Annotated in this window: 24 protein-coding genes; 12 read left to right on the top strand and 12 right to left on the bottom strand. The window is 60.0% G+C overall.

Annotated elements, in window-relative coordinates; translation table 11 throughout:
- Window positions 1-28 precede the first annotated feature (28 nt).
- The 4 genes from PRI8871_RS07415 to folK form a co-directional block, all read right to left on the bottom strand.
- A complete protein-coding gene (locus PRI8871_RS07415) occupies window positions 29-679 on the bottom strand; it encodes a DUF2062 domain-containing protein (RefSeq protein WP_108885549.1) in 651 nt (216 codons plus the stop codon).
- An 18-nt stretch (window positions 680-697) separates the two neighbouring features.
- Window positions 698-2,836 (bottom strand): RelA/SpoT family protein, encoded by a 2,139-nt coding sequence (locus PRI8871_RS07410; protein ID WP_108885548.1) that lies wholly within the window; start codon window positions 2,834-2,836, stop codon window positions 698-700.
- Window positions 2,837-2,856: 20 nt separating this feature from the next.
- On the bottom strand, window positions 2,857-3,210 hold the full coding sequence (gene rpoZ / locus PRI8871_RS07405; RefSeq protein WP_108885547.1) for a DNA-directed RNA polymerase subunit omega: 354 nt from the start codon (window positions 3,208-3,210) through the stop codon (window positions 2,857-2,859).
- 78 nt (window positions 3,211-3,288) lie between these two features.
- Complete coding sequence (gene folK, locus PRI8871_RS07400) at window positions 3,289-3,894, bottom strand: 2-amino-4-hydroxy-6-hydroxymethyldihydropteridine diphosphokinase (protein ID WP_245897796.1); 606 nt, start codon at window positions 3,892-3,894, stop codon at window positions 3,289-3,291.
- 91 nt (window positions 3,895-3,985) lie between these two features.
- On the opposite strand from folK, the gene PRI8871_RS07395 reads away from it, so the two are divergent.
- Window positions 3,986-4,558 (top strand): LabA-like NYN domain-containing protein, encoded by a 573-nt coding sequence (locus PRI8871_RS07395; protein WP_108885546.1) that lies wholly within the window; start codon window positions 3,986-3,988, stop codon window positions 4,556-4,558.
- 78 nt (window positions 4,559-4,636) lie between these two features.
- Here PRI8871_RS07395 and PRI8871_RS07390 read toward each other — a convergent pair whose 3' ends face one another.
- A complete protein-coding gene (locus PRI8871_RS07390; protein WP_108885545.1) occupies window positions 4,637-5,077 on the bottom strand; it encodes a c-type cytochrome in 441 nt (146 codons plus the stop codon).
- A gap of 113 nt (window positions 5,078-5,190) precedes the next feature.
- Here PRI8871_RS07390 and ispH point away from each other — a divergent pair, with 113 nt between their 5' ends.
- From ispH to rnhA, 3 genes are read left to right on the top strand one after another with little or no spacing between them, the layout of a single operon-like run.
- On the top strand, window positions 5,191-6,135 hold the full coding sequence (ispH, locus tag PRI8871_RS07385; protein WP_108885544.1) for a 4-hydroxy-3-methylbut-2-enyl diphosphate reductase: 945 nt from the start codon (window positions 5,191-5,193) through the stop codon (window positions 6,133-6,135).
- Window positions 6,136-6,195: 60 nt separating this feature from the next.
- On the top strand, window positions 6,196-6,645 hold the full coding sequence (locus PRI8871_RS07380) for a DUF3429 domain-containing protein (protein WP_108885543.1): 450 nt from the start codon (window positions 6,196-6,198) through the stop codon (window positions 6,643-6,645).
- Window positions 6,646-6,684: 39 nt separating this feature from the next.
- Window positions 6,685-7,137, top strand: a complete 453-nt coding sequence (gene rnhA / locus PRI8871_RS07375) for a ribonuclease HI (RefSeq protein WP_108885542.1) — start codon at window positions 6,685-6,687, stop codon at window positions 7,135-7,137.
- 123 nt (window positions 7,138-7,260) lie between these two features.
- On the opposite strand, the gene PRI8871_RS07370 is transcribed toward rnhA, so the two are convergent.
- From PRI8871_RS07370 to def (PRI8871_RS07350), 5 genes are read right to left on the bottom strand one after another with little or no spacing between them, the layout of a single operon-like run.
- Window positions 7,261-7,500: a GlsB/YeaQ/YmgE family stress response membrane protein gene (locus tag PRI8871_RS07370; RefSeq protein ID WP_108885541.1), complete on the bottom strand. Its 240-nt coding sequence runs from the start codon at window positions 7,498-7,500 to the stop codon at window positions 7,261-7,263.
- 9 nt (window positions 7,501-7,509) lie between these two features.
- A complete protein-coding gene (locus tag PRI8871_RS07365; RefSeq protein ID WP_108885540.1) occupies window positions 7,510-7,746 on the bottom strand; it encodes a hypothetical protein in 237 nt (78 codons plus the stop codon).
- Window positions 7,747-7,749: 3 nt separating this feature from the next.
- Window positions 7,750-8,661, bottom strand: coding sequence for a methionyl-tRNA formyltransferase (gene fmt / locus PRI8871_RS07360; RefSeq protein WP_108885539.1), 912 nt, complete (start codon window positions 8,659-8,661; stop codon window positions 7,750-7,752).
- Between the two features lie 60 nt (window positions 8,662-8,721).
- Window positions 8,722-9,219 (bottom strand): peptide deformylase, encoded by a 498-nt coding sequence (def, locus tag PRI8871_RS07355; protein ID WP_108885538.1) that lies wholly within the window; start codon window positions 9,217-9,219, stop codon window positions 8,722-8,724.
- Entirely contained in the window at window positions 9,216-9,734 is a 519-nt protein-coding gene (def, locus tag PRI8871_RS07350) for a peptide deformylase (protein WP_108885537.1), read from the bottom strand. The genes def (PRI8871_RS07355) and def (PRI8871_RS07350) overlap by 4 nt, the downstream gene beginning before the upstream one ends.
- A 103-nt stretch (window positions 9,735-9,837) precedes the next feature.
- Between def (PRI8871_RS07350) and PRI8871_RS07345 the strand changes: the two genes are divergently transcribed.
- From PRI8871_RS07345 to PRI8871_RS07335, 3 genes are all read left to right on the top strand, one after another.
- On the top strand, window positions 9,838-11,016 hold the full coding sequence (locus PRI8871_RS07345; RefSeq protein WP_108885536.1) for a MalY/PatB family protein: 1,179 nt from the start codon (window positions 9,838-9,840) through the stop codon (window positions 11,014-11,016).
- 47 nt (window positions 11,017-11,063) lie between these two features.
- The gene (chrA, locus tag PRI8871_RS07340) at window positions 11,064-12,323 is read left to right on the top strand and encodes a chromate efflux transporter (protein ID WP_108885897.1); all 1,260 of its coding nucleotides are present in this window, start codon (window positions 11,064-11,066) and stop codon (window positions 12,321-12,323) included.
- 92 nt (window positions 12,324-12,415) lie between these two features.
- Window positions 12,416-13,390 carry a glutathione S-transferase family protein gene (locus PRI8871_RS07335; RefSeq protein ID WP_108885535.1) on the top strand — a complete coding sequence of 325 codons (975 nt, stop codon included), beginning with the start codon at window positions 12,416-12,418 and terminating at the stop codon, window positions 13,388-13,390.
- 2 nt (window positions 13,391-13,392) lie between these two features.
- On the opposite strand, the gene PRI8871_RS07330 is transcribed toward PRI8871_RS07335, so the two are convergent.
- Window positions 13,393-13,755, bottom strand: a complete 363-nt coding sequence (locus tag PRI8871_RS07330; RefSeq protein ID WP_108885534.1) for a response regulator — start codon at window positions 13,753-13,755, stop codon at window positions 13,393-13,395.
- Between the two features lie 209 nt (window positions 13,756-13,964).
- On the opposite strand from PRI8871_RS07330, the gene PRI8871_RS07325 reads away from it, so the two are divergent.
- Entirely contained in the window at window positions 13,965-15,137 is a 1,173-nt protein-coding gene (locus tag PRI8871_RS07325; RefSeq protein ID WP_108885533.1) for a lytic murein transglycosylase, read from the top strand.
- 16 nt (window positions 15,138-15,153) lie between these two features.
- Window positions 15,154-16,656, top strand: a complete 1,503-nt coding sequence (locus PRI8871_RS07320) for a calcium-binding protein (RefSeq protein ID WP_245897795.1) — start codon at window positions 15,154-15,156, stop codon at window positions 16,654-16,656.
- 3 nt (window positions 16,657-16,659) lie between these two features.
- On the opposite strand, the gene smc is transcribed toward PRI8871_RS07320, so the two are convergent.
- Window positions 16,660-20,118, bottom strand: a complete 3,459-nt coding sequence (gene smc / locus PRI8871_RS07315) for a chromosome segregation protein SMC (protein WP_108885895.1) — start codon at window positions 20,116-20,118, stop codon at window positions 16,660-16,662.
- Between the two features lie 188 nt (window positions 20,119-20,306).
- On the opposite strand from smc, the gene PRI8871_RS07310 reads away from it, so the two are divergent.
- From PRI8871_RS07310 to PRI8871_RS07300, 3 genes are all read left to right on the top strand, one after another.
- A complete protein-coding gene (locus tag PRI8871_RS07310) occupies window positions 20,307-20,759 on the top strand; it encodes a GNAT family N-acetyltransferase (protein ID WP_108885532.1) in 453 nt (150 codons plus the stop codon).
- 141 nt (window positions 20,760-20,900) lie between these two features.
- Window positions 20,901-22,118: a TsoY family (seleno)protein gene (locus PRI8871_RS07305; protein ID WP_108885531.1), complete on the top strand. Its 1,218-nt coding sequence runs from the start codon at window positions 20,901-20,903 to the stop codon at window positions 22,116-22,118.
- 116 nt (window positions 22,119-22,234) lie between these two features.
- Complete coding sequence (locus tag PRI8871_RS07300) at window positions 22,235-23,005, top strand: FadR/GntR family transcriptional regulator (RefSeq protein WP_108885530.1); 771 nt, start codon at window positions 22,235-22,237, stop codon at window positions 23,003-23,005.
- The last annotated feature ends 8 nt before the right edge of the window (window positions 23,006-23,013 follow it).

Genomic DNA, 23,013 nt, shown 5'->3' with positions numbered 1-23,013 from the left:
GTGTTCCTTTGGTCTTTCGCGCCGCAGATTAGTCAGCGCGCGGCTTGCCGTCAGCCGTTTTCTTTTTCTTGAGCGAGGCCAGCTTGGCCTTCAGCAGCCCGCGCCGCCGCTTTTGATAGGCCCGCAGCAATGGCACCGACAGGTAATATGCGATGGTTCCGCAGATGATACCGGGCAAAATGCCCCCGATCAGATAGGGGAAAAACACATCGTGGTAAAAGACATCCAGATCCCGCCAGTTCGCCACGTCATCGGTGAAATAGGCCTTGAGGTTCTGTAGAACGCTTTCACCGGCGCGAACGAATTTGGTGACAAGGTTTCCATGTTCAGCGGGCGGGCGGTCAAGCCCCATCAGCAGATACCCGGTCTTGAGCGAGATAACCCCGATGGGCACATAAGTCAGTGGATTGCCGAAGAAGGTGGCCAAGAGGGAGGCCAGAATATTGCCGCGCATCACTGTCGCGATCAGTCCGGCGACGACAAAATGTAACCCATAGAGCGGCGTGAATGAGGTGAAGACCCCGGCAAATATCCCGCGCGCGATCTTTTCGGGCGTATCTGGCAATCGCCTGAGGCGGTGCTTGACGTACATCGCCGAACGCCGCCAGCCACCACGAGGCCAGATCCCTTCCCATACGATCCGCCAAACGGGTCGCCGGTCTCGGCGTTTGAAAACCACTCTCAGACCTTTCTGGACCTATTCCGCCACTTTAGGAGATGTCGCCAGTGCGGGGTCGCGCAAGCGGTGAACCGCGGCCACGTCGCTTTCGGCCTCAAGGGCCGAAATGACGGAGTGCAGATGCTCGGCGTCCCGCAGTTCGACATCCATCTGCAAGCGGAAGAAATCCGGTTTTCGATCAATAAACTGCAGGTTCGAGATATTGGCCTTCTGCTCTCCGATCAATGTGCAAATACGTCCCAGCACACCTGCATCGTTGCCGATGGTCAATTCGATGCTCACATCATAGGCACGCGGGTGATTCCCCGAGGCCCAATGCAGGTCCATCCAGCGCGAAGGCTGGTCTTCGTAGGCAGCCAAGGCCGCGCAATCAATCGCGTGAACCTCAACGCCCTTGCCGCGCCAGGTGATTCCCACGATCCGTTCGCCCGGCAACGGCTGACAACACGGCGCACGATCAAAGCTTTGTCCGTGATCAAGCCCGATCACCGCACGCTTACGATCGATTTCTTCGGTCTCATCGGGGACAAGATCGGGGTAGACAGCGTGCACGACCTCATGCGCAGTCAATTCGGCGCTGCCAAGACGGGCCAACAGCACCTCTTTGCTTTCAAGCCGCAGGGTACGCGCCGCTTTTTCCAGCGCCTTGTCCGAGGCCTTTTTGCCCACATGATCAAAGGCCGATCGCGCCAATTCACGGCCAAGCCGAATGAACCGTTCACGATCCAATTCGCGCAGTGACCGGCGAATGGCGGTCTTGGCCTTGCCGGTGGTTGCGATGTCCAGCCAGGTCATCTGCGGCGCTTGGCCTTCGGCGGTGATAATCTCAACCGATTGACCATTTTTCAGACGCGTCCACAGCGGCACGCGCAGCCCGTCCACCTTGGCCCCAACGCAGGCCGAGCCAATCCGGGTGTGAATCGCATAGGCGAAATCCAAGGGCGTGGCCCCACGCGGCAGTTTGACAACATCGCCCTTAGGTGTGAAGCAAAACACCTGATCCGAATACATTTCAAGCTTCACAGCTTCCATGAATTCGTCGTGGTCTTCTTCGTGGTTGAACTGTTCGGTCAGCGACGCAATCCAGCGCGCCGGATCAACGGCAAAGGGGTTCTGCGCGCGCACGCCGTCACGGTATGACCAATGCGCGGCAACGCCGGTTTCGGCAACTTCATGCATCTGTCGGGTGCGGATCTGCACCTCAACGCGCTTGCCATCACGGCCAGACACCGTGGTGTGAATCGACCGATAACCGTTCGATTTCGGCTGACTGACGTAGTCTTTGAACCGGCCCGGCACGGATTTCCAGCGCTGGTGAATAACGCCGAGCGCCCGGTAACAATCCATTTCGTTTCGGGTGATGACGCGGAACCCGTAGATATCGGACAAGCGCGAAAAGCTCAGGCCTTTTTCCTGCATCTTACGCCAGATCGAATAGGGCTTTTTCGCCCGGCCAAAGACCTCGGCCTCGATTTGGTTGTTTTCCAGTTCGGCCCGCATGTCGGACGTGATCCGGTGGATCACATCGCCGGTTTCCTTTTGCAGCGTGATGAACCGCCGAATGATCGAGGCCCGCGCCTCGGGGTTCAGCACGCGGAAGGCCAGATCCTCAAGCTCTTCGCGCATGGACTGCATGCCCATCCGCCCCGCCAGCGGCGCGTAAATGTCCATCGTTTCACGCGACTTCTGGATCTGTTTGTCCGGTCGCATCGCCTTGATCGTCCGCATATTGTGCAGACGGTCGGCCAGCTTCACCAGAATCACCCGCAGATCCTTGGACATCGCCATGAACAGCTTGCGGAAGTTTTCGGCCTGTTTGGTTTCGGTGCTCGACAGCTGAAGGTTGGTCAGCTTGGTGACACCATCGACCAGCATGGCCACCTCTTCGCCAAAACGCGATGAGATTTCCGAATAGGTTGATTTGGTATCTTCGATGGTGTCGTGCAGCAGCGCGGTGATGATCGTTGCATCATCCAGTTGCTGTTCGGTCAGGATGGCCGCCACCGCGACAGGGTGGGTAAAATACGGCTCGCCCGAGTGGCGGAACTGCCCCTCGTGCATGTCCCGCCCATAGTCATAGGCCGCGCGGATTAGATCCGCGTTGGTCTTTGGATTGTAGTTACGGACAAGGGCAATCAGGTCTTCTGCGGCGATCATGCCCCGTTGCTCCGTTCAGATCAGCCTTGGCTCTGCGCTTCCATCAGCGCGCGCAGCAGCTTTTCTTCTGACATGTCGTCTTCTGCCGGTTTGTCGCTTTCGGCACCCATCAACAGGGCCATCGCGTCATCTTCCGGCTCGTCGACTTCGATCTGGGTCTGGTTCGATTCGATCAGACGTTCGCGCAGCTCATCCGCCGACTGTGTTTCTTCGGCGATTTCACGCAGAGCAACGACCGGGTTCTTGTCGTTGTCGCGGTCGATGGTCAGCGCGGCACCAGCCGAGACTTCGCGGGCACGGTGCGCGGCGAGCATCACAAGCTCGAACCGGTTCGGGACCTTGTCAACGCAATCTTCTACCGTAACGCGGGCCATGGGTTACTCCGATTTATCTGGGACGTCTTTCAGAAAGCAAACACCTAAACGCAGCCTTGTAAAATTACAAGACGCGATTCACAGGGGCACCACCTCGTCAAGCATTTTTTGCGGCAGATCGTCAAGCATTTGCCGCACGGTGCGGCCCAAAACCGGGTGCGTCCAGTCAGGGGCGATGTCATTGAGGGGAATCAGTACAAAGGCGCGTTCGTGCAGTCGCGGATGCGGCAGGATCAGTTGATCCGGCGCTTCAACTTGCTGTTTTGCCGGGTCCAGCCTGCGCCAATGGTCGAACACTTCGCGGCTCGGTGACACCTGCTGCCCAAAGGCGATCAGGTCCAGATCCAGCGTCCGCATCCCCCAACGCACCGTGCGCATGCGCTGGTGTTCTTGTTCGACCTCATGCAACACTGATAGCAGCTCTTGGGCTGTTCCAGACCACGACACCGAGAAGGCCGCATTCACGTAATCCGGCCCTGCACCGGCCGGGAAACATGGCGTTTGGTAATAAGTGCTGACCTTTCGAATCGAAACGCCGCGATCGGCGACCGTTTTGATTGCACTTTCAACCACTCTTTCGGGTGTAAGCGCTCTCCAATGCATATTTGACCCAACGGCAACTAGTAATTCTTGATCCGAAGGTACAGGATGCATATGATATTTAGGGGGAAAACCTTGCGACATTTGTCAGATACTATAAATTCTTGATCCTCAGATCCGCCGCATTTCACTCACGGAAACATTTGGCGGAATGCTTTGATTGGAAGGATGATTGATGTTTTACAAAGACGAACGGCTTGCGCTGTTCATCGATGGCTCAAACCTATACGCAGCCGCCAAGGCACTTGGGTTTGACATCGATTACAAGCTCCTGCGTCAGGAATTTCTGCGCCGGGGTAAGATGCTGCGCGCGTTCTACTATACAGCCTTGTTGGAGAATGATGAATACTCTCCGATCCGGCCGCTGGTAGATTGGCTGCACTACAACGGCTTCACCATGGTCACGAAGCCGGCCAAAGAATACACGGATAGCCAAGGCCGCCGCAAAGTCAAAGGCAACATGGACATCGAACTTACCGTCGATGCGATGGAGCTGGCACCGCGCGTCGACCACATCGTTCTGTTTTCGGGTGACGGCGATTTCCGTCCGTTGGTCGAAAGCCTGCAACGGCAAGGTGTTCGGGTGTCGGTGGTTTCGACAATCCGCAGCCAGCCGCCGATGATTGCCGATGAACTGCGCCGTCAGGCTGACAACTTCATCGAACTGGACGAACTGAAAGAAGTCATCGGTCGTCCGCCGCGTGAAAACATGCCCGAACGCAACCTTGAGGCTGCGACCAACGGGTGACCATGGATCAGGGCATGCCGATGGGGGGCATGTCATCTGAAAAATGCGAAAAGGCCCGCATCATCTGCGGGCCTTTGTTCATTTCCGGCCAACTCCGCGGCGCATGTTGATGTCGTTGTGCAGCTCGATCACCTCGTTTGGCCAGGTGCTTTTGATATAGGCCAGAACGTTCATAATTTCGTCGGGCGTCAGAACCTGCCCAAATCCCGGCATCCGCGATTTGTAGTCGCCGCCGACCACCAGCTCGGTGCCAAGCGCCACGATCTGAAGCAACAAAAAGTCATCATGGTGCCACGTGTGCCCTGACACATCATGCGGCGGCGCAGGCATCAGCCCGTCTTCGCCCGGCGACTTCCAGTTCTGTTCTCCGGTCAGATCTACTTGATGGCACGCTGCGCAATTTTCTTGGTAAACCGTCAGCCCATTGGCGACCCGTTCAGCATCATCATATGGCAAGACACCTGCTGCGGATACGGGTGTCGCCATTGCCACGGCTGCGGCAAATGCCATCGTCTTCATTCTGTAGCCTCTACCTGTTATTCGCGTACTGCCCCACCCGGATTACATTAAGGGCAAACTTGCCCTGAGAACAGAAGCCGCTTAGCTACGTCTTAACGTCACAGGAGCATTCGATGACCAAACCCGCCTTGTCAATTCTTCTAGCCGCCCCGCGCGGATTCTGTGCGGGGGTCGACCGCGCGATCAAGATCGTGGAAATGGCTTTGGAGAAATGGGGCGCGCCGGTCTATGTGCGGCACGAAATCGTGCACAATAAATTCGTGGTCGACGGCCTGCGCGACAAAGGCGCGGTTTTTGTCGAACACCTGTCTGACTGCCCCGACGACCGCCCGGTGATCTTTTCGGCCCATGGCGTGCCAAAAACCGTCCCGGCAGAGGCCGCGCGCCGCGAAATGGTCTATGTCGATGCCACATGTCCGCTGGTCAGCAAAGTTCATATCGAAGCCGCACGCCACCATGCCGACGGCTTGCAAATGGTGATGATCGGCCACGAAGGCCACCCCGAAACCATCGGCACCATGGGCCAACTGCCCGAGGGCGAGGTGCTGCTGGTCGAAACCGTCGACGACGTTGCCACGCTAGACGTGCGCGACCCGGCGCAACTGGCCTTCGTGACGCAAACGACGCTAAGCGTGGATGACACCGCCGATATCGTCGCCGCGCTCAAATCGCGGTTCCCTGCCATCGTCGGCCCGCACAAAGAAGACATCTGCTACGCCACCACCAACCGCCAAGACGCGGTCAAAGCCGTCGCCCCACGCGCCGATGCGCTGCTGGTGGTTGGCGCTCCGAACTCGTCCAACTCCAAACGTCTGGTCGAGGTCGCCCGCAAGGCCGGGTGCCAATATGCGCAGCTGGTGCAACGCGCCACCGACATCGACTGGCGCGCCCTGGACGGCATCACCAGCCTTGGCATCACCGCAGGCGCATCGGCCCCCGAAGTGCTGATAGACGAGGTGATCGACGCCTGCCGCGACCGCTATGACGTTACAGTCGAACTGGTCGAAACCGCGCAGGAAACGATCGAGTTCAAAGTCCCCCGCGTGCTGCGCGCCTGACCTTGCCCTTTGGCGGGGCGCACTAGATCCGATGAAACGCAAGCTGCCAACAGGTTCGCCATGACCCCTATTCCACGCCCCGCCCTGATCCTGGGCCTTGCTGGCTTGCTGCCATTTCTGTGGGGTGCGGCCACGCAGTTGTCGCCGGATCTGGCCGACCATAGCATTCGTCTGCTCGGCCCTCGGTTCACCGGCCCCTATATCGGCCTGTTCTATGGCAGTGTCATTCTGTCCTTCATGTCCGGCGTGCTTTGGGGATTTGCCACCCGGGCCAAGGGACGACAGGCCGCCATCGCCTATACGCTATCGGTTATCCCCGCCCTTTGGGCGTTCTTCATGACGGGCGGCGGCCCCACCTCGGCGGCGACCAACCTGATCACCGGCTTTCTGGGCCTTTTGATGATCGATTGGCAGTTCTGGCGCTGGAACCTAGCGCCACACTGGTGGATGCCACTGCGCAGCGCCCTGACCGCCGTCGTCGTCCTCAGTCTGGCCATCGCCATTCTGTGACCCCTTGACGCCCCGCCCGGCGCGTGGTTCTGACCGCGCATGCCCGAACTCTACGCATATACCGACGGAGCATGCTCCGGTAATCCCGGCCCCGGCGGCTGGGGTGTCCTGTTGCAAGCCACTGATGGCGACAGCGTTCTGAAGGAACGCGAACTCAAAGGCGGCGAAGCCACCACCACCAACAACCAGATGGAATTGATGGCCGCCATCAGCGCACTCGAAGCGCTGGAGCGCCCCAGCACCATCACCGTTGTGACCGACAGCGCCTATGTGAAAAACGGCGTCACCGGCTGGATCTTCGGCTGGAAGAAAAACGGCTGGAAAACCGCCGCCAAGAAACCGGTCAAAAACGTCGAACTTTGGCAACGCCTCGATACCGCACAGGCCCGCCATCAGGTCACGTGGAAATGGGTCAAGGGCCACGCTGGCCACCCGGAAAACGAACGCGCGGATGAACTGGCCCGCGCAGGCATGGCCCCGTTCAAAAAATAAGCCGCGCCGCCTCAAAGGCCGCGTCCCCTGCTTCTTCTCTTTGATAAATACCGCTGGGGGTGAATGGCCGCAGGCCAGAGGGGGCAAAGCCCCCTACCCCGGCCTAGGCAGGTCAGACCGCGTTTATTTCCGCTGGATATAGGTCTTCCACATCCACAAGACCGCCAGCGCCCCCAAAACCGCCCCGACAAGCCCGGCAAACAGGCCCGTCACCGCGATCAGAAACCGGATCACCAAGCCGCCGATCACGGCCCCCACGATGCCGATCACAACTGTGGTGATCACATCCGCCTCGACCTTCATGATCCGCGTGGCAAAGAACCCAGCTGCGGCCCCGACGATAATCAACCAAACAACGCCCATAATTTCCCCCTATTTGCGCCAGTGGAACGGGACAATGATCAACGCCCCAACCGAGGATGCGATGGCGTTCAGCCCCGGCGAGGCAAAGCCGATCCCGAACATCAGCCTAAGGAAATAGGCCAAGAACGCCCCCCCGACGCAAATGATAATCGAAGCCAGCACGCCGTTATGGGTAAATCCGCTGCGCTCGGACGCATAGCCGACAATGCCCGCGATTACGATTGTTCCGATCATCACTGGAAACATGGCCTAGCCCCCGAACTGTGCGCCCGCCGGAATCGCCAGCCCGCGCAGAAACGTTTCCCGATCCTGCGCCCCTTTGCCTGCGCGTTGCAAGCGGGTGATCTCAATCGCGCCCGAGCCGCAGGCCACCGTCAGCGCATCGTCCAACACCTGACCGGCAGCGCCCGCCCCTTGGGCAAGGCGCGATCCCAGCAGTTTGACCCGCTCGCCCTGATACTCGGTCCAAGCGCCGGGGAAGGGCGATAGCCCGCGGATCTGGCGATCCACCACTTCGGCGGTCTGGGTCCAATCAATCCGGGCCTCAGCCTTGTCGATTTTCTTGGCATAGGTGACGCCCGCATCGGGCTGCACTTCAGGCGTCAAATCCGGCAGGCGATCCAACGCCTCAACGATCAAACCCGCGCCCATGGCGCTGAGGCGATCGTGCAATTGCTCGGTTGTTTCCTCGGCCCCGATCGCCGTTGCCTCGCGCAGCAGTACTGGCCCTGTATCCAGACCCGCCTCCATCTGCATGATGCAAATGCCGGTCTCGGCGTCGCCTTCCAAAATCGCGCGATGGATCGGCGCGGCCCCACGCCAACGCGGCAAAAGCGAGGCGTGGATGTTCAGACACCCCTGCGCGGGCGCATCCAGAACGGCTTGGGGCAGCAACAGGCCATAAGCCACAACCACCGCCACATCGGCATTCAGCGCGGCGAACGCGGCTTGTTCATCCTCGCCCTTCAAACTCACTGGATGGCGCACATCAAACCCAAGCTCAAGCGCGCGGGCGTGAACGGGGGTTGGGCGTTCCTTCTTGCCACGGCCCGCAGGGCGCGGCGGCTGGCAATAGACGGCGGCGATCTCATGCCCGGCGCCTGCCAAGGCATCCAGCACTGGCACCGAAAATTCGGGCGTTCCCATGAAAATGACGCGCATCCTGTGTCCCCTTTTGCTGCGCCCCGGTCCTACCGCAGGGCAAAGCGCAAGGGAACAGGCTTAACGGCCCAGCTTCTTGGCTTTGCGCAGAAGGATGTCGCGCTTGGTTTTCGACAGGTTGTCGAAATACATCTTGCCGTTCAGATGGTCGATCTGGTGCTGAACGCTGGTCGCCCATAGGCCGACGAAATCTTGCTCAACCACCTCGCCTGCCTCATTCATAAAGCGCACCGTCACGGCGCGGGGGCGGGTGATCTTGGCCGACAGGCCCGGCAAATTGGGCGAGGCTTCTTCGTGATCGCGCGGCTGAACCGAAGCGTGAAGCACTTCGGGGTTGGCCATACGCACAACCTTGCCCCGTTCCTCCGAGGCATCGACCACGGCCAAACGCTGCATCACGCCGATCTGCACGGCGGCAAGGCCCACACCGGGCATCGCCTCCATCGTGTCGATCATGTCGGTCCAGATGGCGCGGATCTCATCCGTGATCGCCTCAACCGGTGCGGCAGGCGTGCGCAGGCACTTATTGGGCCACGGCAGGCAGGGGCGGACGGTCATACGCGGGCACGCTCACGCTTTAGCTTTTGCATTTTGCGGGTAATCATCTGGCGCTTCAGCGGCTTGAGGTAATCAATGAACAGCTTGCCGTTCAGGTGATCGATCTCGTGCTGAACACAGGTCGCCCAAAGGCCGTCAAACTCGGCCTCTTGCGGATTGCCGTTCACATCCATCCAGCCCACGCGCACGATCTTCGGGCGCTCAACCTCGGCGTATTGATCCGGGATCGACAGGCAGCCCTCTTCGTAGACATTCTTTTCGTCCGAGCTTTGCAGAACCTCGGGATTGAACATCACCATCGGGCGCGGCGCTTCTTTGTCGTCCTTAACGCAATCCATCACGATCAAGCGTTGCGTCACCCCGATTTGGGGCGCAGCAAGGCCAATGCCCGGCGCGTCATACATGGTTTCCAGCATGTCGTCGGCAAGCTTGCGCAATTCGTCCGAAAGATCCGGGATAGGATCACAGACTTTTTTCAAGCGCGGGTCGGGATGGATCAGAATAGGGCGTTTCATGCCCTCCACTTAGGCGAAGTGCCAGCGCCGCGCAATATCTCGCCCCCTTGCACACCCCGCCTATTCGTATAGCGTCCGCCTGCTATTCGAAAGGAAAGACCCCATGACCAGCCGTTTTGATGAAATCATCGACCGTGTCGGAACCCATTCTTCGAAATGGGACAAGATGGAAACGATCTATGGCGTGTCGCCCCAAGACGGCCTTGCCATGTGGGTGGCCGATATGGATTTCCGTCCGCCGACCTGCGTGCAGACCGCGTTGCAGGATGTGTTGAACCATGGGGTTTACGGCTATTTCGGCGATGATCGGGACTATACCGCCGCGATCCAGTGGTGGATGCAGACCCGCCATGGCTGGTCCATTCAGCCTGAATGGATCTTCTCAACCCATGGGCTGGTGAACGGCACGGCGCTTTGCCTTGATGCCTTCAGCAAACCCGGCGACGGCGTTGTGCTGTTCACGCCCGTGTACCATGCCTTTGCCCGCACCATCAAAGCATCCGGCCGCACTGTGGTGGAATGTCCGCTGGTTCTGGAAGACGGCACCTACCGCATGGATTTCGACGCCTATGACACGCAGATGACCGGGTCCGAAACCATGGTGATCCTGTGTTCCCCGCACAACCCCGGTGGCCGCGTCTGGACGCGTGAAGAATTGCAAGGCGTCGCCGATTTCTGCAAGCGCCACGACCTGATCCTTGTGTCGGATGAAATTCACCACGATCTGGTGATGCCGGGCAACCATCACACGCCGATGACCTTGGTCGATGACAGCATCCTGGACCGGCTGGTGATGATGACGGCCACGACCAAAACCTTCAACATTGCGGGCACCCATATCGGCAACGTGATCGTGCCGGATGAGGCACTGCGCGCGCGTTTTGCCAAAACGATGATGGGCATGGGCATTTCGCCCAACAGCTTTGGCATTTTCGCCGCCACTGCCGCCTATTCGCCCGAGGGCGCGGCGTGGGTCGATGAGCTGGTGTTGTACCTCGATGAGAACCGAAAGATCCTTGATGCAGGGCTGAACGCCATTCCCGGCGTGCAATCCATGGCGATGCAATCCACCTATCTGGCGTGGGTCGATTTCGCCGGCACCGGGATGGAGCAAGCCGAATTCGCCCGCCGGGTCGAAAAGGACGCCAAGATCGCCGTCAACCACGGCGGCACCTTCGGCACCGGCGGCGAAAGCTATCTGCGCTTCAACTTCGCCACCCCCCGCGCCCGCATCATCGAGGCAGTCGAGCGGATGCAAAAAGCCTTTGGCGATTTGCAGTAGCGTCATAAACATCGCGTAACGGGGCGCGGCCCCTATTGGAGACCAAGATGACCTCGTTGCGCGACGCCCTGCCGGTTTGGGCCAAGATCGGCATTCTGTCCTTTGGCGGGCCTGCCGCGCAAATCGGGCTGATGCACCGGATCGTCGTCGATGAGAACCGCTGGCTGACGGAACGTGAGTACCTGAACGCGCTGTCGTTCTGCATGTTGCTGCCGGGGCCAGAGGCGATGCAGGTTGCCACCTATTGCGGCTGGAAAATGCACGGGGTGCGCGGAGGCTTGACGGCTGGCCTTCTGTTCGTGCTGCCAGGCGCGTTTGTGATCCTTGCGTTGTCGATGCTTTATGCGCTGGTCGGCGCCGTTCCCGCGTGGGAAGCGGTGTTTACCGGCATCAAAGCCGCCGCCATGGTGATGGTGTTCGAGGCGTTGGTGAAGGTGTCGAAAAAGGGGCTGAAGGCGCGGGCGCATTGGATCATTGCGGGCTTGGCCTTCCTCGCACTTTTCGCATTTGCGCTGCCCTTCCCCTTGGTGGTTCTGGCCGCTGGCCTGTACGGGCTGGCCATGGGCGGCGAGGCTGATCCTGCCAACGCGCCCGTGACAGTCAAGCCCACAGACACCCTGCGCACGATCCTGATCTGGCTGGCGATCTGGTGGCTGCCGATTGGCGCGCTGGCCTTTGGGCCGATGCCGATCTTTGCCGAGATCGGCGTGTTCTTCTCAAAGCTCGCAACCGTCACTTTCGGCGGGGCCTACGCGGTTCTGGCCTATATGGCGCAAGATGCTGTGCACGCCAAAGGCTGGCTTTCCGCGCCCGAGATGATCGACGGCCTCGGCCTAGCCGAAACCACCCCCGGCCCGCTGATCCTTGTGACGGAGTTCGTGGGCTTTCTGGCGGGAGCCCGCGCGGACGGGGCCTTGAACCTTTGGTTTGGAACGTTCGCAGCCGTGGTCACGTTATGGGCCACCTTCGCGCCCTGCTTTCTGTGGGTCTTCGCAGGTGCGCCCTATATCGACTGGATCGCCTCGCGCCATCGATTGCGGGCCGCGCTGGCGGCGATCACGGCGGCGGTTGTTGGCGTGATCCTGAACCTGTCGATCTGGTTTGCCATCCACACGCTGTTCACTGAAACATCGGATCTGACCGTCGGCTGGATGCAGGTTCTGGCGCCGGACGTGGCCAGCCTCAACCCTCTGGCCGCCATGCTCGCACTGGTTGCGGGAATCTTGCTGCTGTGGATGAAGCACGGCGTCCTCCTGACACTGGCCACTTGCGCGGTTTTGGGGTTTCTTGGCGGCGTTCTGATCTAACTGTGCACCTACGCAGAGCATTTGCGCGGCTGTGGCGCTTTTCCCAAGTGGGATTTCGGCTAGGTCTAGGGCAGCAATGACAGGAGGCGGCGATGGGCCAGCTGGTGAACGGCAAATGGGAAGACATCTGGTACGATACCAAATCGACCGGGGGTAAGTTCGTGCGGAGCACAGCCGGTTTCCGCAATTGGATCACCCCGGATGGCAGCGCCGGGCCTTCGGGTCAGGGCGGGTTTCAGGCCGAAACCGGGCGCTATCACCTATACGTCAGTCATGCCTGCCCATGGGCGCACCGCACCTTGGTATTCCGCGCGCTGAAAGGGCTGGAAGATCACATCACGGTGTCGGTCGTGCATCCCGACATGCTGACAGACGGCTGGACCTTTGCCGATGATTTCGACGGGGCCACGGGCGACACGCTCTATGGTAAGAAATTCCTGCGGGACATCTACCTCAAGGCCGATCCGGGCATTTCGGGCCGCGTGACCGTGCCGATCCTGTGGGACAAACAGCGCGAAACCATCGTGTCGAACGAAAGTTCGGAAATCATCCGCATGTTCAACAGCGCCTTTGATGGCATCACCGGGAACACGGCGGACTATTGGCCCGAGGCCCTGCGCGACCAGATCGAAGCGATCAACACCCGCATCTATGACACCGTGAACAACGGCGTCTACAAAGCTGGGTTCGCCACCTCGCAAGAGGCATATGACGGCGCGGTTTACCCCCTGTTCGACAGTCTGGACTGGATCGAAGGGCTGCTGGCCGAGAACCGCTATCTGACCGGTGATCACCTGACCGAGGCCGACTGGCGCCTGTTCACCACGCTGATCCGGTTTGATCTGGTCTATCACCAACACTTCAAGTGCAACCGCAACCGGATCGTCGATTTCCCGAACCTGTGGGGATATTTGCGCGAACTGTACCAAGTGCCGGGCGTCGCGGACACCGTGCATTTCGACCATTTCGTGCGGCACTACCACTATAGCCACGACACGATTAATCCCAACCGGATCATTCCGATCAATCCGCGCCCCGATTTCAACGCACCGCACGGGCGCGGCTGAGCTTAGGCGCGGGTCGCGTAATGTTCCACGATCGCGGCCAGATCTTCGGGCGGGGTGTAGGACGGCACATAGGCACAGGCGTTGGCGCAATGCCGAAAGATTGCCGCATCTGAAAAGAAGGTGGCGTTGGTGACAAAAATGATCCGGGCGTCTGGCTGACGATAACTGGCGAAGTCGGACACCGACATTGCGCCATTGTCGGCCAGCCCAAGGTCTAGCACGACAACCGCAAACGCATCTTCGCGCAACGCCTGAAACGCGGTCTGTTCCGACGTGGCCAGCCGCACCTGCGCGCCGAAACGCGATAGATGACGGGCCCACAAGGCCCCCAGTTCGGGCTGCTCTTCTACGATAAGAATGTTCATGTACCTGATCCGGGTGGTGTTGGCCCACCTCTTTGAACAGATGACCTGCAAATCAATAACATTCCGTTAACATTAACCGGACATTAAAAGAACGTGCGACAACGCCGCGTATTTGGCGAAAATATGCCGCCCCGTCATGTGGATGTGACTTTGCCAAAGCACGCCGGATTGGTAATGTGCCCCAAACGTATAGATCTTAGGGGCTTTTCATGCGGGCACTGGCACTTATTGCAGCACTGACATTGGCAACACCTTCCTTGGCTCAGGTGCCCTGCGGCGGCAGCTTTTCGTCCTTTGTGGCAGGGCTAAAAAAGGAAGCCGTCCAAAAAGGTCACAACAGCGCGACCGTAGACCGGTTTTTTGCCTCTGCCCGCCAAGACGGCGCCACGCTTAAGGCCGACCGGGCGCAAGGGATCTTTCAATCGACCTTTGTCGACTTTTCCCGCAAGCTGATCAGCCAGAACCGGATCGACGGGGGGCGGGCGAACCTGCGCAAATACGCCTCGATCTTTGATCGGATGGAGCGTGAATACGGTGTTTCGCGCGGGGTTCTAACCGCCTTCTGGGCGTTTGAAACCGATTTCGGCGCGTTTCAGGGCAATTTCAACACGCTCAATTCGCTGGTCACGCTGGCCCATGATTGCCGCCGCCCGGAACTGTTCCGCCCGCAGATCTTTGCCGCGCTGGAACTCTATGAACATGGCGATTTCAGCCCGACCCAAACCACGGGAGCTTGGGCGGGTGAAATCGGGATGGTGCAGATGCTGCCCGAAGACATCCTGACCAATGGTGTGGACGGTGATGGCGACGGCCATGTCACGCTGAAAACCTCAGCCGCGGATGCGCTGTTGTCCGGGGCCAAAATGCTCAAAAGCCTTGGCTGGCGCGCGAATGAGCCGTGGCTGCAGGAGGTGGTTCTGCCGGACAATCTGGATTGGTCACTGACCGGTCTGGAAACCACGCGCTCTGTTTCGGACTGGGCGCGATTGGGCGTGCGTCCGCGCAGCGGGTCGTTGGGCGCTAGCAACCTGCCTGCCTCGGTCATCATTCCGCAGGGGCGCAAAGGCCCGGCCTTTATCGCCTACCCGAACTTCAATGTGTATTTCGAGTGGAACCAGAGTTTTGTCTATGTCACCACCGCAGCCTATTTCGCCACGCGCCTAGAAGGTGCGCCGATCTATGATGCGGGCAACCCTGAACCGGGTCTAAGCAGCAACCAGATGAAGCAACTGCAACAGAAATTGTCCGCGCGCGGCTATGACGTTGGTAAAATTGACGGAATCCTTGGCGCAAACACCCGGGCCGCTGTGCGCGACGTGCAAGCAAAACTCGGCATGCCCGTCGACGCCTGGCCAACCCCTGCCCTGCTTAACCGCCTGTAATAAGATCAAAACATAAATGACAACTTATACGTTGAACGGGTTCGTTCTGTCCTATGACAGCAACGATACCTTGATCGGTGTCGCGCCAACGCAGGCGCATATCGTGGCAATGAACGAACACAACAGCCACCTAAGCTATACGGTGGGCATGGCCCCATCGGGCGAGCTGCCATTCGTCTATCTGGGCCTAGGCGAAATCGCGTCGATGACCATCGACGACTACGGCACCTTGCAAACCTATCCCGGCACCTTCGCCGATTACCGCCTTGGTCAAATCAGCGGCGGCGGCTTTAGCGGCGTGATCCTGTCCGTCGACAACGTAAATGTGATGAAGTCCTACGTCTTCAGCCTTGGCGGCGACCAGATCGGGCCGTTCAATTCAGTTGCCGATGTTCAGGCCTTCAACAAGTCCATTTCCAGCGCAGGCACGGCCCAAGGCAGTTTTGCCCCCAGCACGCCCATATCGCTTCAGGATCTGACAAACCCGATCATCACCGAGAATGACACCTTCTGGGCGCTTCAGGAAAAGACCTATGCCACCGGGCAGGGCAACGATCATGTCACCTACAACGACGGATTGGTCACTGTGAACGGCGGCGCGGGGTTTGATACTGTCATGCTTTATGACAGTTATGAACTGTCCGGCTATACGCTTTCGCTGACCGAAGGCGAGCTGACCCTATCGCGCGGCAGATGGGATGCGCTGACCATCACAAATGTCGAAGCGATTGAACTGAATTATCAGAACTTCGCCGGTGATCCATCTGTCCTGACCTATAGCTACGATGACCTGCGGATTAAGGCCTCCGCCGCCCCGGTTCAACGCAACGGCACGGATGCCGCCGATAGCCTGACAGGCCTTGATGGTGATGACACGCTAAACGGCAACGGCGGCAATGACACGCTGGATGGTGCCGATGGCAAAGACACGCTGAATGGCGGCGATGGCGACGATATGATCTATGGCGGCACCTCGGCCTATGATCTGCGCGATCTGGTCTATGCCGGCGCGGGCAACGACTATGTCGATGGCGGCTATGGCAACGACCTGATCTACGGCATGGACGGCAATGATACCCTGCTGGGCGGGTTTGGCGTCGATGAGCTGATCGGCCAAGGCGGCGATGACGAATTGTCAGGCGGCGCGTGGTCGGACCTGATCTTTGGCGGCGCGGGCAATGACTTCATCAACGGCGGCTTCGGCTATGACCGGGTGAATGGCGGCGACGGCGCGGACCGGTTCTATCACTTGGGCGTGGAAGGGCACGGATCGGACTGGCTTCAGGACTATAGCGCCGCCGATGGTGACGTTCTGGTCTTTGGCCAGTCGGGCGCGACCAAGGCCAACTTCCAGGTCAACCTTGCCAACACCACGGGCGCAGGTCAGGCCGATCTGCAAGAGGCGTTCGTGATCTACAAACCAACCGGCCAGATCATCTGGGCTTTGGTGGATGGCGCCGCCGAAACCAGCCTGATGGTCCAAGTCACAGGGGCGGAGGCGTTCGACCTGCTGGCCTGAGCCTTAGGCCACCATCGCGGCGGCCTTGCTCAGATCGACCGAAACAAGCTGGCTGACGCCCTGTTCCTGCATCGTCACCCCAAACAGCCGGTCCATCCGGCTCATGGTGACGGCGTGGTGGGTGATGATCAAAAAGCGCGTTTCGGTCCGGCGGGTCATTTCGTCCAGCAAGTCGCAGAAACGGGTAACGTTGGCATCGTCCAGCGGCGCGTCAACTTCGTCCAGCACGCAGATCGGCGCGGGGTTGGCAAGGAAGACCGCAAAGATCAGCGCCATCGCGGTCAGCGTCTGTTCCCCGCCCGACAGCAGCGACAGGGTCGACAGCTTCTTGCCCGGCGGTTGACACATGATTTCCAGACCGGCATCCAGCGGATCTTCGCTTTCGACCATCACCAGATTGGCCTCACCCCCGCCAAACAAGTGCGTGAACAGCAGCGAAAAGTTGCTATTTACCTGTTCAAAGGCGGTCAGAAGGCGTTCACGCCCTTCGCGGTTCAGGCTGGAAATGCCGGTGCGCAGGGTCTTGATCGCCTCTTCCAGGTCGGCCTTTTCCGAAACCAAAGTATCGTGTTCGGTCTGAACCTCTTTGGCGTCCTCTTCTGCCCGCAGGTTCACCGCGCCCAAGGCGTCACGCTGGCGCTTTAGACGGCCAATGTCATTTTCCAGCCCTTCGGCATCGGGCATGTCATCAGGATCAACCGCCAGCCGTTCCAACAAGACGGCGGGCTTGGTGTCTTGTTCCTCAGCGATCCGCGCCTCTGCACTGCGCACCGCTTCGCGGGCGGCTTCGGTCTTGGCCTCGGCCCGCGCCCGCGCTTCTCGTGCTTCCGACGCGATGCGGTCCCCATCACGGGCCGCATGGTCGGCATCGCGCAGGGTCGTTTCGGCCTCGGCCAGCTTATCGGCGGCGGCGCTGCGGCGCTCTTCGGCGGTTTCGATCGCCTCGGACAGTTCTTCGCGCTTTTCGGCCAGTTCGGTAGGCACTTCCAGCGCTTCGGACAGCTCTTCCTCGGTCGCCTCGCGGCGTTCCATCAATTCAGAACTGCGCTTTTCGGCGGTGTCCAAACGGTGGCGCCAGCCGCTCAGTTCCTTGGTCACGCGCTGCGCACGGCCAGTCCGCGCATCGCCTTCGCGGCGAATTTCGTCATGGGCAGACCGTTTGGTCATCATCATCATGCGCGACGCTTCGACCGTGACCTTCACCGCCTCAACCTGATCGCGGGCGGCGTCGAGATCCGGCAACTCCGACACGCCGCGTTCCGCCTCAATCATCTGCTGGCGGGCAAAAGTCAGTTCATCATCATAGCGTTTGACGGCCATGGTCAGGCTTTCCAGCCGATTGCGGGCCATGTCGCAATCGGATTCGGCCTTGTTCAACGCGCGGGTGGCTTGGGTGACCTGTTGATCGGCCTCACGCCGGGCTTCGCGGGCCTCTTTGTCGGCACGGCTCAGATCGGCCAAACGGCGCGTCAACGACTCATGCGCGGCGCGGGCAGCATCCGATTGCACGGTGGCCCGCTCCAATTCTTGCTTCAACTGTTCCAGCCGGTTCACCTGCTCAAGCCGCATCGCCGCCGAGGAAGACGCATCCTTGGCCCAAGCGCGGAACCCGTCCCAGCGCCACATGTCGCCCTCAAGGCTAACCAGCCGCTGGCCGGGCAACAGCTGCGCTTGCAGCGCGTTGCCGACATCAGGATCAACCACCCCGATTTGCGCCAAGCGCCGCGCCATCACCTGCGGCGCGGTCACATGCAGCGCAAGCGGCGTCGCCCCACCGGGCAAGGCCTGCGGCGCGTCATAGGCAGGCAGGCTGGCCCAGCCGGACGGGCCATCCTCAATCGGGACTTCGGGCATCCGCAGATCATCGGCCAAGGCTGCGCCCAACGCCTTCTCAAAGCCGGGCGCCACGCGCAGGGCATCAAGGATCTGGCCACCCTCAGCCGTGTCCCGTTGCAGCAAGCGGGCCAGCGCCGAAACCTCAGCCCGTAGCGCGTTCGCCTCGCCATCCGCCTCAGATCGCACGGCGCGGGCGTCGGCCTCTCGGGTTTGCACCTCGGCGCGGGCGGCTTCGGCCTCAACCAACAGGGCCTCGGCGCGTTCGGCCATGTGAACGGCGGCCTCTTGCTTTTCCTCAGCCTCTTCGCGCAATTCCAACGCTTGATCGACCGCCTCGCGCGCGCCTTCAACAGCGTCCCGCGCCTTGTCCGATTCAAGCGAGACCTTTTCGTGCCGCGTCCGGCTATCGGTCACAGCCCGCTGCGCCGATTGGTGACGGGCGGCCAAACGGGCCACGTCTTCGGTCAGGATCGCCAGATCGGATTCACGTTCTTGCAGAACCGAGGCCGCATCGCGGGCCGCTTCGGCGGCTTCGGCAAGCTTGTCATCATGGCCTTCGCTGGCCTTGGCAAGTTCCCTCGCCTCCCACTCAAGCCGTTCGATGGTTTCGCCGGCGTCGCGATTCAGACCCGATTCACGCTCAATATCCTGCGACAGTTGAACGATGCGGCGTTTCAGCGTGTCGATGGTTTCCTGCGCCCGCGCCTCTTGTTCTGACATCGCGTCCCGCTGCACCACAAGCCTTTGTAGCACGGCGGCGGCAATCGCTTCTTCCTCGCGTAGCGGTGGCAAGGTCTGTTCCAGCGCTTCGCGTTTTTGGTTAGCCTCCCGCGCGGCACGTTCAGCCTGCGCCGTGTCCTGCACACGCTGGCGCATGACGTTTTCCGCCTCAGCCCGGACCATGTCGGCCTCACGCCAGCGACGATAAAGCAGCATCGCCTCAGCACGGCGCAGTTCTTCGCCAATGGCGCGATAGCGCTGCGCTTGGCGGGCCTGACGGGCCAATTGCTGTAACTGGGCGGCCAGCTGTTCAATCACATCATCGACGCGCAGCAGGTTGGCTTCGGTGTTCTTTAGCTTCAGCTCGGCCTCATGCCGCCGCTGATACAGCCCCCCGATCCCGGCGGCATCTTCAAGAATGCGGCGGCGGTTCTTGGGTTTGGCGTTGATCAGTTCTGAAATCTGCCCCTGCCGCACCAACGCGGGCGAATGCGCCCCGGTCGAGGCATCGGCGAACAGCATCTGAATGTCGCGGGCCCGGACGTCTTTGCTGTTGGCCTTATAGGCGCTGCCCACATCCCGCGTGATGCGGCGCACAATCTCAAGCTGGTCACTATCGTTGAACCCAGACGGCGCGACCCGATCGCTATTGTCCATCGTTAGGGCAACTTCGGCATAGTTCCGGGCCGGGCGGGTGGCGGCACCGGCAAAGATCACGTCTTCCATCCCGCCGCCGCGCATGGCGGTCGGGCGGTTTTCGCCCATAACCCAGCGCAGCGCCTCCAGCAGGTTCGACTTGCCGCAGCCATTCGGACCAACCACGCCCGTAAGCCCGTCGGCGATCAACAGATCGGTCGGGTCTACGAAGCTTTTGAAGCCTGTTAGCCTGAGCTTGTTAAATCGCACGCGGGTGCTGCCTCTGATTCCGGTGACCGCCATTTTGGAAAGTGGGCCGCCTGAGTGTCAATAAATGCGGCGATTATTTTGTCGGTCAGCGTCATTTATCCACAAGATATTGCGATAGGCGCATTCTCGATTGACAGCAATCCTGCCCTTTTGGCTAGTGTTCCGCCAGCTATACCATGAGGTGTTCCATGATCACGATCCGCGCGGCATCACCGAAAGAACCGGAGGCCTTGGCGCTTTTGGCCGCCAGCCATGCCTTGATGCAATCGCTCTATTCCCCCGAGGAATGCCACTATCTGGACGTCGATCAGCTTTGCGTGCCGTCGATTACGCTGTTTCTGGCTGAAGAGGACGGGGTCACGCTTGGCTGCGGCGCGATCGCTCGCAAAGACGGATATGCCGAGTTGAAGTCTATGTTCACGACCCCAGAGGCGCGCGGCAAGGGCGTTGCCAGCCTGATCGTCGATCAGATCGAAGCCACGGCGCGGGGCGAATCCATCCCGGTTCTGCGCCTTGAAACAGGGCATGTCCTGCACGCCGCACACCGCCTGTATGAGCGTCACGGCTTCACCCTATGCGGCCCGTTTGGCAGCTACAAGGCCGTTCCGGCCAGCATTTTTTATGAAAAGTCGCTCGGCTAGAACACCGTAAATCATTATTTTAAAAAGACGAACCGTGCACTCCGGGCGCGGCGGTGGAACATATTCAAAATTTGGCATTTACATTCTGGTTTTGGAATGTCAATTATATTCCATCATTGGAATGTAAATCCGGAGGCCGCCATGGCTGACATCTACAAAAAACCGGCGGATCAATATTCGCCCCTGTATTTCCTCGCATCACTGGGCGCAGGCGGTGTGACTGTTTCGTTCTTCATGTTCTTGATGTTCTGGGTGCCGCACCCCGGCCGCCCCGTGCCGATCTTTGAAGACGTTGCCGCAGCCTTCGCAACGGGCGGCACGGCCCTTCAGGCTGCGATTATCATCGCCTATATCGGGATCGCCGTTTTTGCCGTCCTGAACGTCAAATCCCTGCTTTGGAACCTGTCGGCCCTGTCAGCCTTCAAGAAGACCGAAAGCTATCAGAAACTGCGCAACTCGAACGCCGAATCCACGCTGATGGCCCAGCCCTTGGCCTTGGCGATGACCGTGAACGCGATGTTTATCGTGGGCCTTGTATTTGTTCCCGGCCTGTGGACGGTGGTTGAGTATCTCTTCCCACTGGCGATGATTGCCTTTGCGGCCATTGCTTGGCTTGCCTTCTCGATCCTGGCCGATTTCCTGGGCCGCGTGCTGTCGAAGGGCGGATTGTTTGACGTCACCGCGCACAATAGCTTTGCCCAGCTTCTGCCGGCCTTTGCCATCTCGATGATTGCCGTGGGCTTCTCCGCCCCCGCCGCGATGAGCCATTCGCCAGCGACTGTTGGCGTTAGCCTGATCGCCTCGACCCTGCTGGGTGTTGCCGCGATCATCTACACCCTGCTGGCCTCTGCGACGGCCTTCACCTCGATGCTGCAACACGGCACCGCCCGCGAAGCCGCGCCGACCCTGATGATCATCGTCCCGATTGTCACGGTGCTTGGTATCATGCTGCTGCGCCAGAACCACGGCCTGCACACCACCTTCGAAGCCCATGGCACCGATGCCGACACAATGATCCTGCTGGCCCGCCTGCTGGCGATCCAAGTCACCTTCCTTGGCCTTGGCCTGCTGGTGCTGCGCCGTCAGAACTACTTTGCCGACTTTGTGACTGGCATCAAAACCTCGCCCGGCTCTTACGCCTTGGTCTGCCCTGCCGTGGCCCTGTCGGTGATGATCCACTTCTTCGTCAACAAGGGCATGGTCGCCACTGGCATGATCGACAAGTTCGGCACCGCCTATTGGGCCGTGACCGCGCTGGCCCTGATCTCTCAGGCGATTGCGATCCTGCTGGTCCTGCGCCTGAACAGTCAGCACTTCACCCGCCAAAAGGTCGAAGCCAAGGCCGTTCCGGCCGAATAAGACCAACTCAAATCAAACCAAAACCGCGCCTTTCGGGGCGCGGTCTTTTTTGTGCTGTCCCTTGCACGGGCGCGGCCTGCCCCATAAACCTGTTCGGGCGCACACAGGAAAACGCTATGCCCTTTCACAAGGTTCAGCCCGAAAAACTGGCCACTGCGGTCACCCGGCAGATCGAGCAGTTGATCCTGCGCGGCATTCTGCGGCCCGGCGAACGCCTGCCTGCCGAACGTGAATTGTCGGAACGCTTGGGCGTCAGCCGCCCATCGCTACGCGAGGCAATCTCGGACCTGCAAGACCGCGGGCTTTTGACCAGCAAGGCCGGATCAGGGATCTATGTGGCTGATGTTCTGGGCTCGGCCTTTTCCGATGCGCTGATCAAGCTTTTCGCCACCCATGAAGAGGCGGTCTTTGACTACCTGTCCTTCCGCCGCGACATGGAAGGGCTTGCCGCCGAACGCGCCGCCCGGTTTGGCACCAATACCGATCTGGAGGTGATCCAGACCGTGTTCAACAAAATGCAGGCCGCCCATTCCAAGCGCGACCCTTCGGATGAGGCGCAGCTAGACGCCGATTTCCATCTGGCGATCATCGAGGCCAGCCATAACGTCGTCATGCTGCATATGATGCGGTCGATGTACCAGCTGCTGCGCGAAGGCGTGTTCTACAACCGGTCGATCATGTTCAAACAGCGCATCACCCGCGATGCTCTGCTGGACCAACACGCCCGCATCAATGACGCCTTGCAGGACCGCGACCCCGAAGGCGCCCGCGCGGCGGTTGAGGCGCATTTGGACTACGTCGAACAGTCCTTGGCCCAAGAACAAAAAGCGGCGCAGAACGAAGAAATGGCCAAGCGCCGCCTTGAGTACGAAAAGGCCCGATCCTAACCGCCCGA

The organism is Pseudoprimorskyibacter insulae, from assembly GCF_900302505.1.
Taxonomy (GTDB): Bacteria; Pseudomonadota; Alphaproteobacteria; order Rhodobacterales; family Rhodobacteraceae; genus Pseudoprimorskyibacter; species Pseudoprimorskyibacter insulae.
This window is presented reverse-complemented; position numbering and strand designations above follow the sequence as displayed.

What these genes read in the sequence shown, in the direction of transcription:
- PRI8871_RS07410 (WP_108885548.1), bottom strand. Translation starts at nt 2,836, where the DNA reads ATGATCGCCGCAGAAGACCTGATTGCCCTTGTCCGTAACTACAATCCA.
- rpoZ (WP_108885547.1), bottom strand. Translation starts at nt 3,210, where the DNA reads ATGGCCCGCGTTACGGTAGAAGATTGCGTTGACAAGGTCCCGAACCGG.
- folK (WP_245897796.1), bottom strand. Translation starts at nt 3,894, where the DNA reads ATGTCGCAAGGTTTTCCCCCTAAATATCATATGCATCCTGTACCTTCG.
- PRI8871_RS07395 (WP_108885546.1), top strand. Translation starts at nt 3,986, where the DNA reads ATGTTTTACAAAGACGAACGGCTTGCGCTGTTCATCGATGGCTCAAAC.
- PRI8871_RS07390 (WP_108885545.1), bottom strand. Translation starts at nt 5,077, where the DNA reads ATGAAGACGATGGCATTTGCCGCAGCCGTGGCAATGGCGACACCCGTA.
- ispH (WP_108885544.1), top strand. Translation starts at nt 5,191, where the DNA reads ATGACCAAACCCGCCTTGTCAATTCTTCTAGCCGCCCCGCGCGGATTC.
- PRI8871_RS07380 (WP_108885543.1), top strand. Translation starts at nt 6,196, where the DNA reads ATGACCCCTATTCCACGCCCCGCCCTGATCCTGGGCCTTGCTGGCTTG.
- rnhA (WP_108885542.1), top strand. Translation starts at nt 6,685, where the DNA reads ATGCCCGAACTCTACGCATATACCGACGGAGCATGCTCCGGTAATCCC.
- PRI8871_RS07370 (WP_108885541.1), bottom strand. Translation starts at nt 7,500, where the DNA reads ATGGGCGTTGTTTGGTTGATTATCGTCGGGGCCGCAGCTGGGTTCTTT.
- PRI8871_RS07365 (WP_108885540.1), bottom strand. Translation starts at nt 7,746, where the DNA reads ATGTTTCCAGTGATGATCGGAACAATCGTAATCGCGGGCATTGTCGGC.
- fmt (WP_108885539.1), bottom strand. Translation starts at nt 8,661, where the DNA reads ATGCGCGTCATTTTCATGGGAACGCCCGAATTTTCGGTGCCAGTGCTG.
- def (WP_108885538.1), bottom strand. Translation starts at nt 9,219, where the DNA reads ATGACCGTCCGCCCCTGCCTGCCGTGGCCCAATAAGTGCCTGCGCACG.
- def (WP_108885537.1), bottom strand. Translation starts at nt 9,734, where the DNA reads ATGAAACGCCCTATTCTGATCCATCCCGACCCGCGCTTGAAAAAAGTC.
- PRI8871_RS07345 (WP_108885536.1), top strand. Translation starts at nt 9,838, where the DNA reads ATGACCAGCCGTTTTGATGAAATCATCGACCGTGTCGGAACCCATTCT.
- chrA (WP_108885897.1), top strand. Translation starts at nt 11,064, where the DNA reads ATGACCTCGTTGCGCGACGCCCTGCCGGTTTGGGCCAAGATCGGCATT.
- PRI8871_RS07335 (WP_108885535.1), top strand. Translation starts at nt 12,416, where the DNA reads ATGGGCCAGCTGGTGAACGGCAAATGGGAAGACATCTGGTACGATACC.
- PRI8871_RS07330 (WP_108885534.1), bottom strand. Translation starts at nt 13,755, where the DNA reads ATGAACATTCTTATCGTAGAAGAGCAGCCCGAACTGGGGGCCTTGTGG.
- PRI8871_RS07325 (WP_108885533.1), top strand. Translation starts at nt 13,965, where the DNA reads ATGCGGGCACTGGCACTTATTGCAGCACTGACATTGGCAACACCTTCC.
- PRI8871_RS07320 (WP_245897795.1), top strand. Translation starts at nt 15,154, where the DNA reads ATGACAACTTATACGTTGAACGGGTTCGTTCTGTCCTATGACAGCAAC.
- PRI8871_RS07310 (WP_108885532.1), top strand. Translation starts at nt 20,307, where the DNA reads ATGATCACGATCCGCGCGGCATCACCGAAAGAACCGGAGGCCTTGGCG.
- PRI8871_RS07305 (WP_108885531.1), top strand. Translation starts at nt 20,901, where the DNA reads ATGGCTGACATCTACAAAAAACCGGCGGATCAATATTCGCCCCTGTAT.
- PRI8871_RS07300 (WP_108885530.1), top strand. Translation starts at nt 22,235, where the DNA reads ATGCCCTTTCACAAGGTTCAGCCCGAAAAACTGGCCACTGCGGTCACC.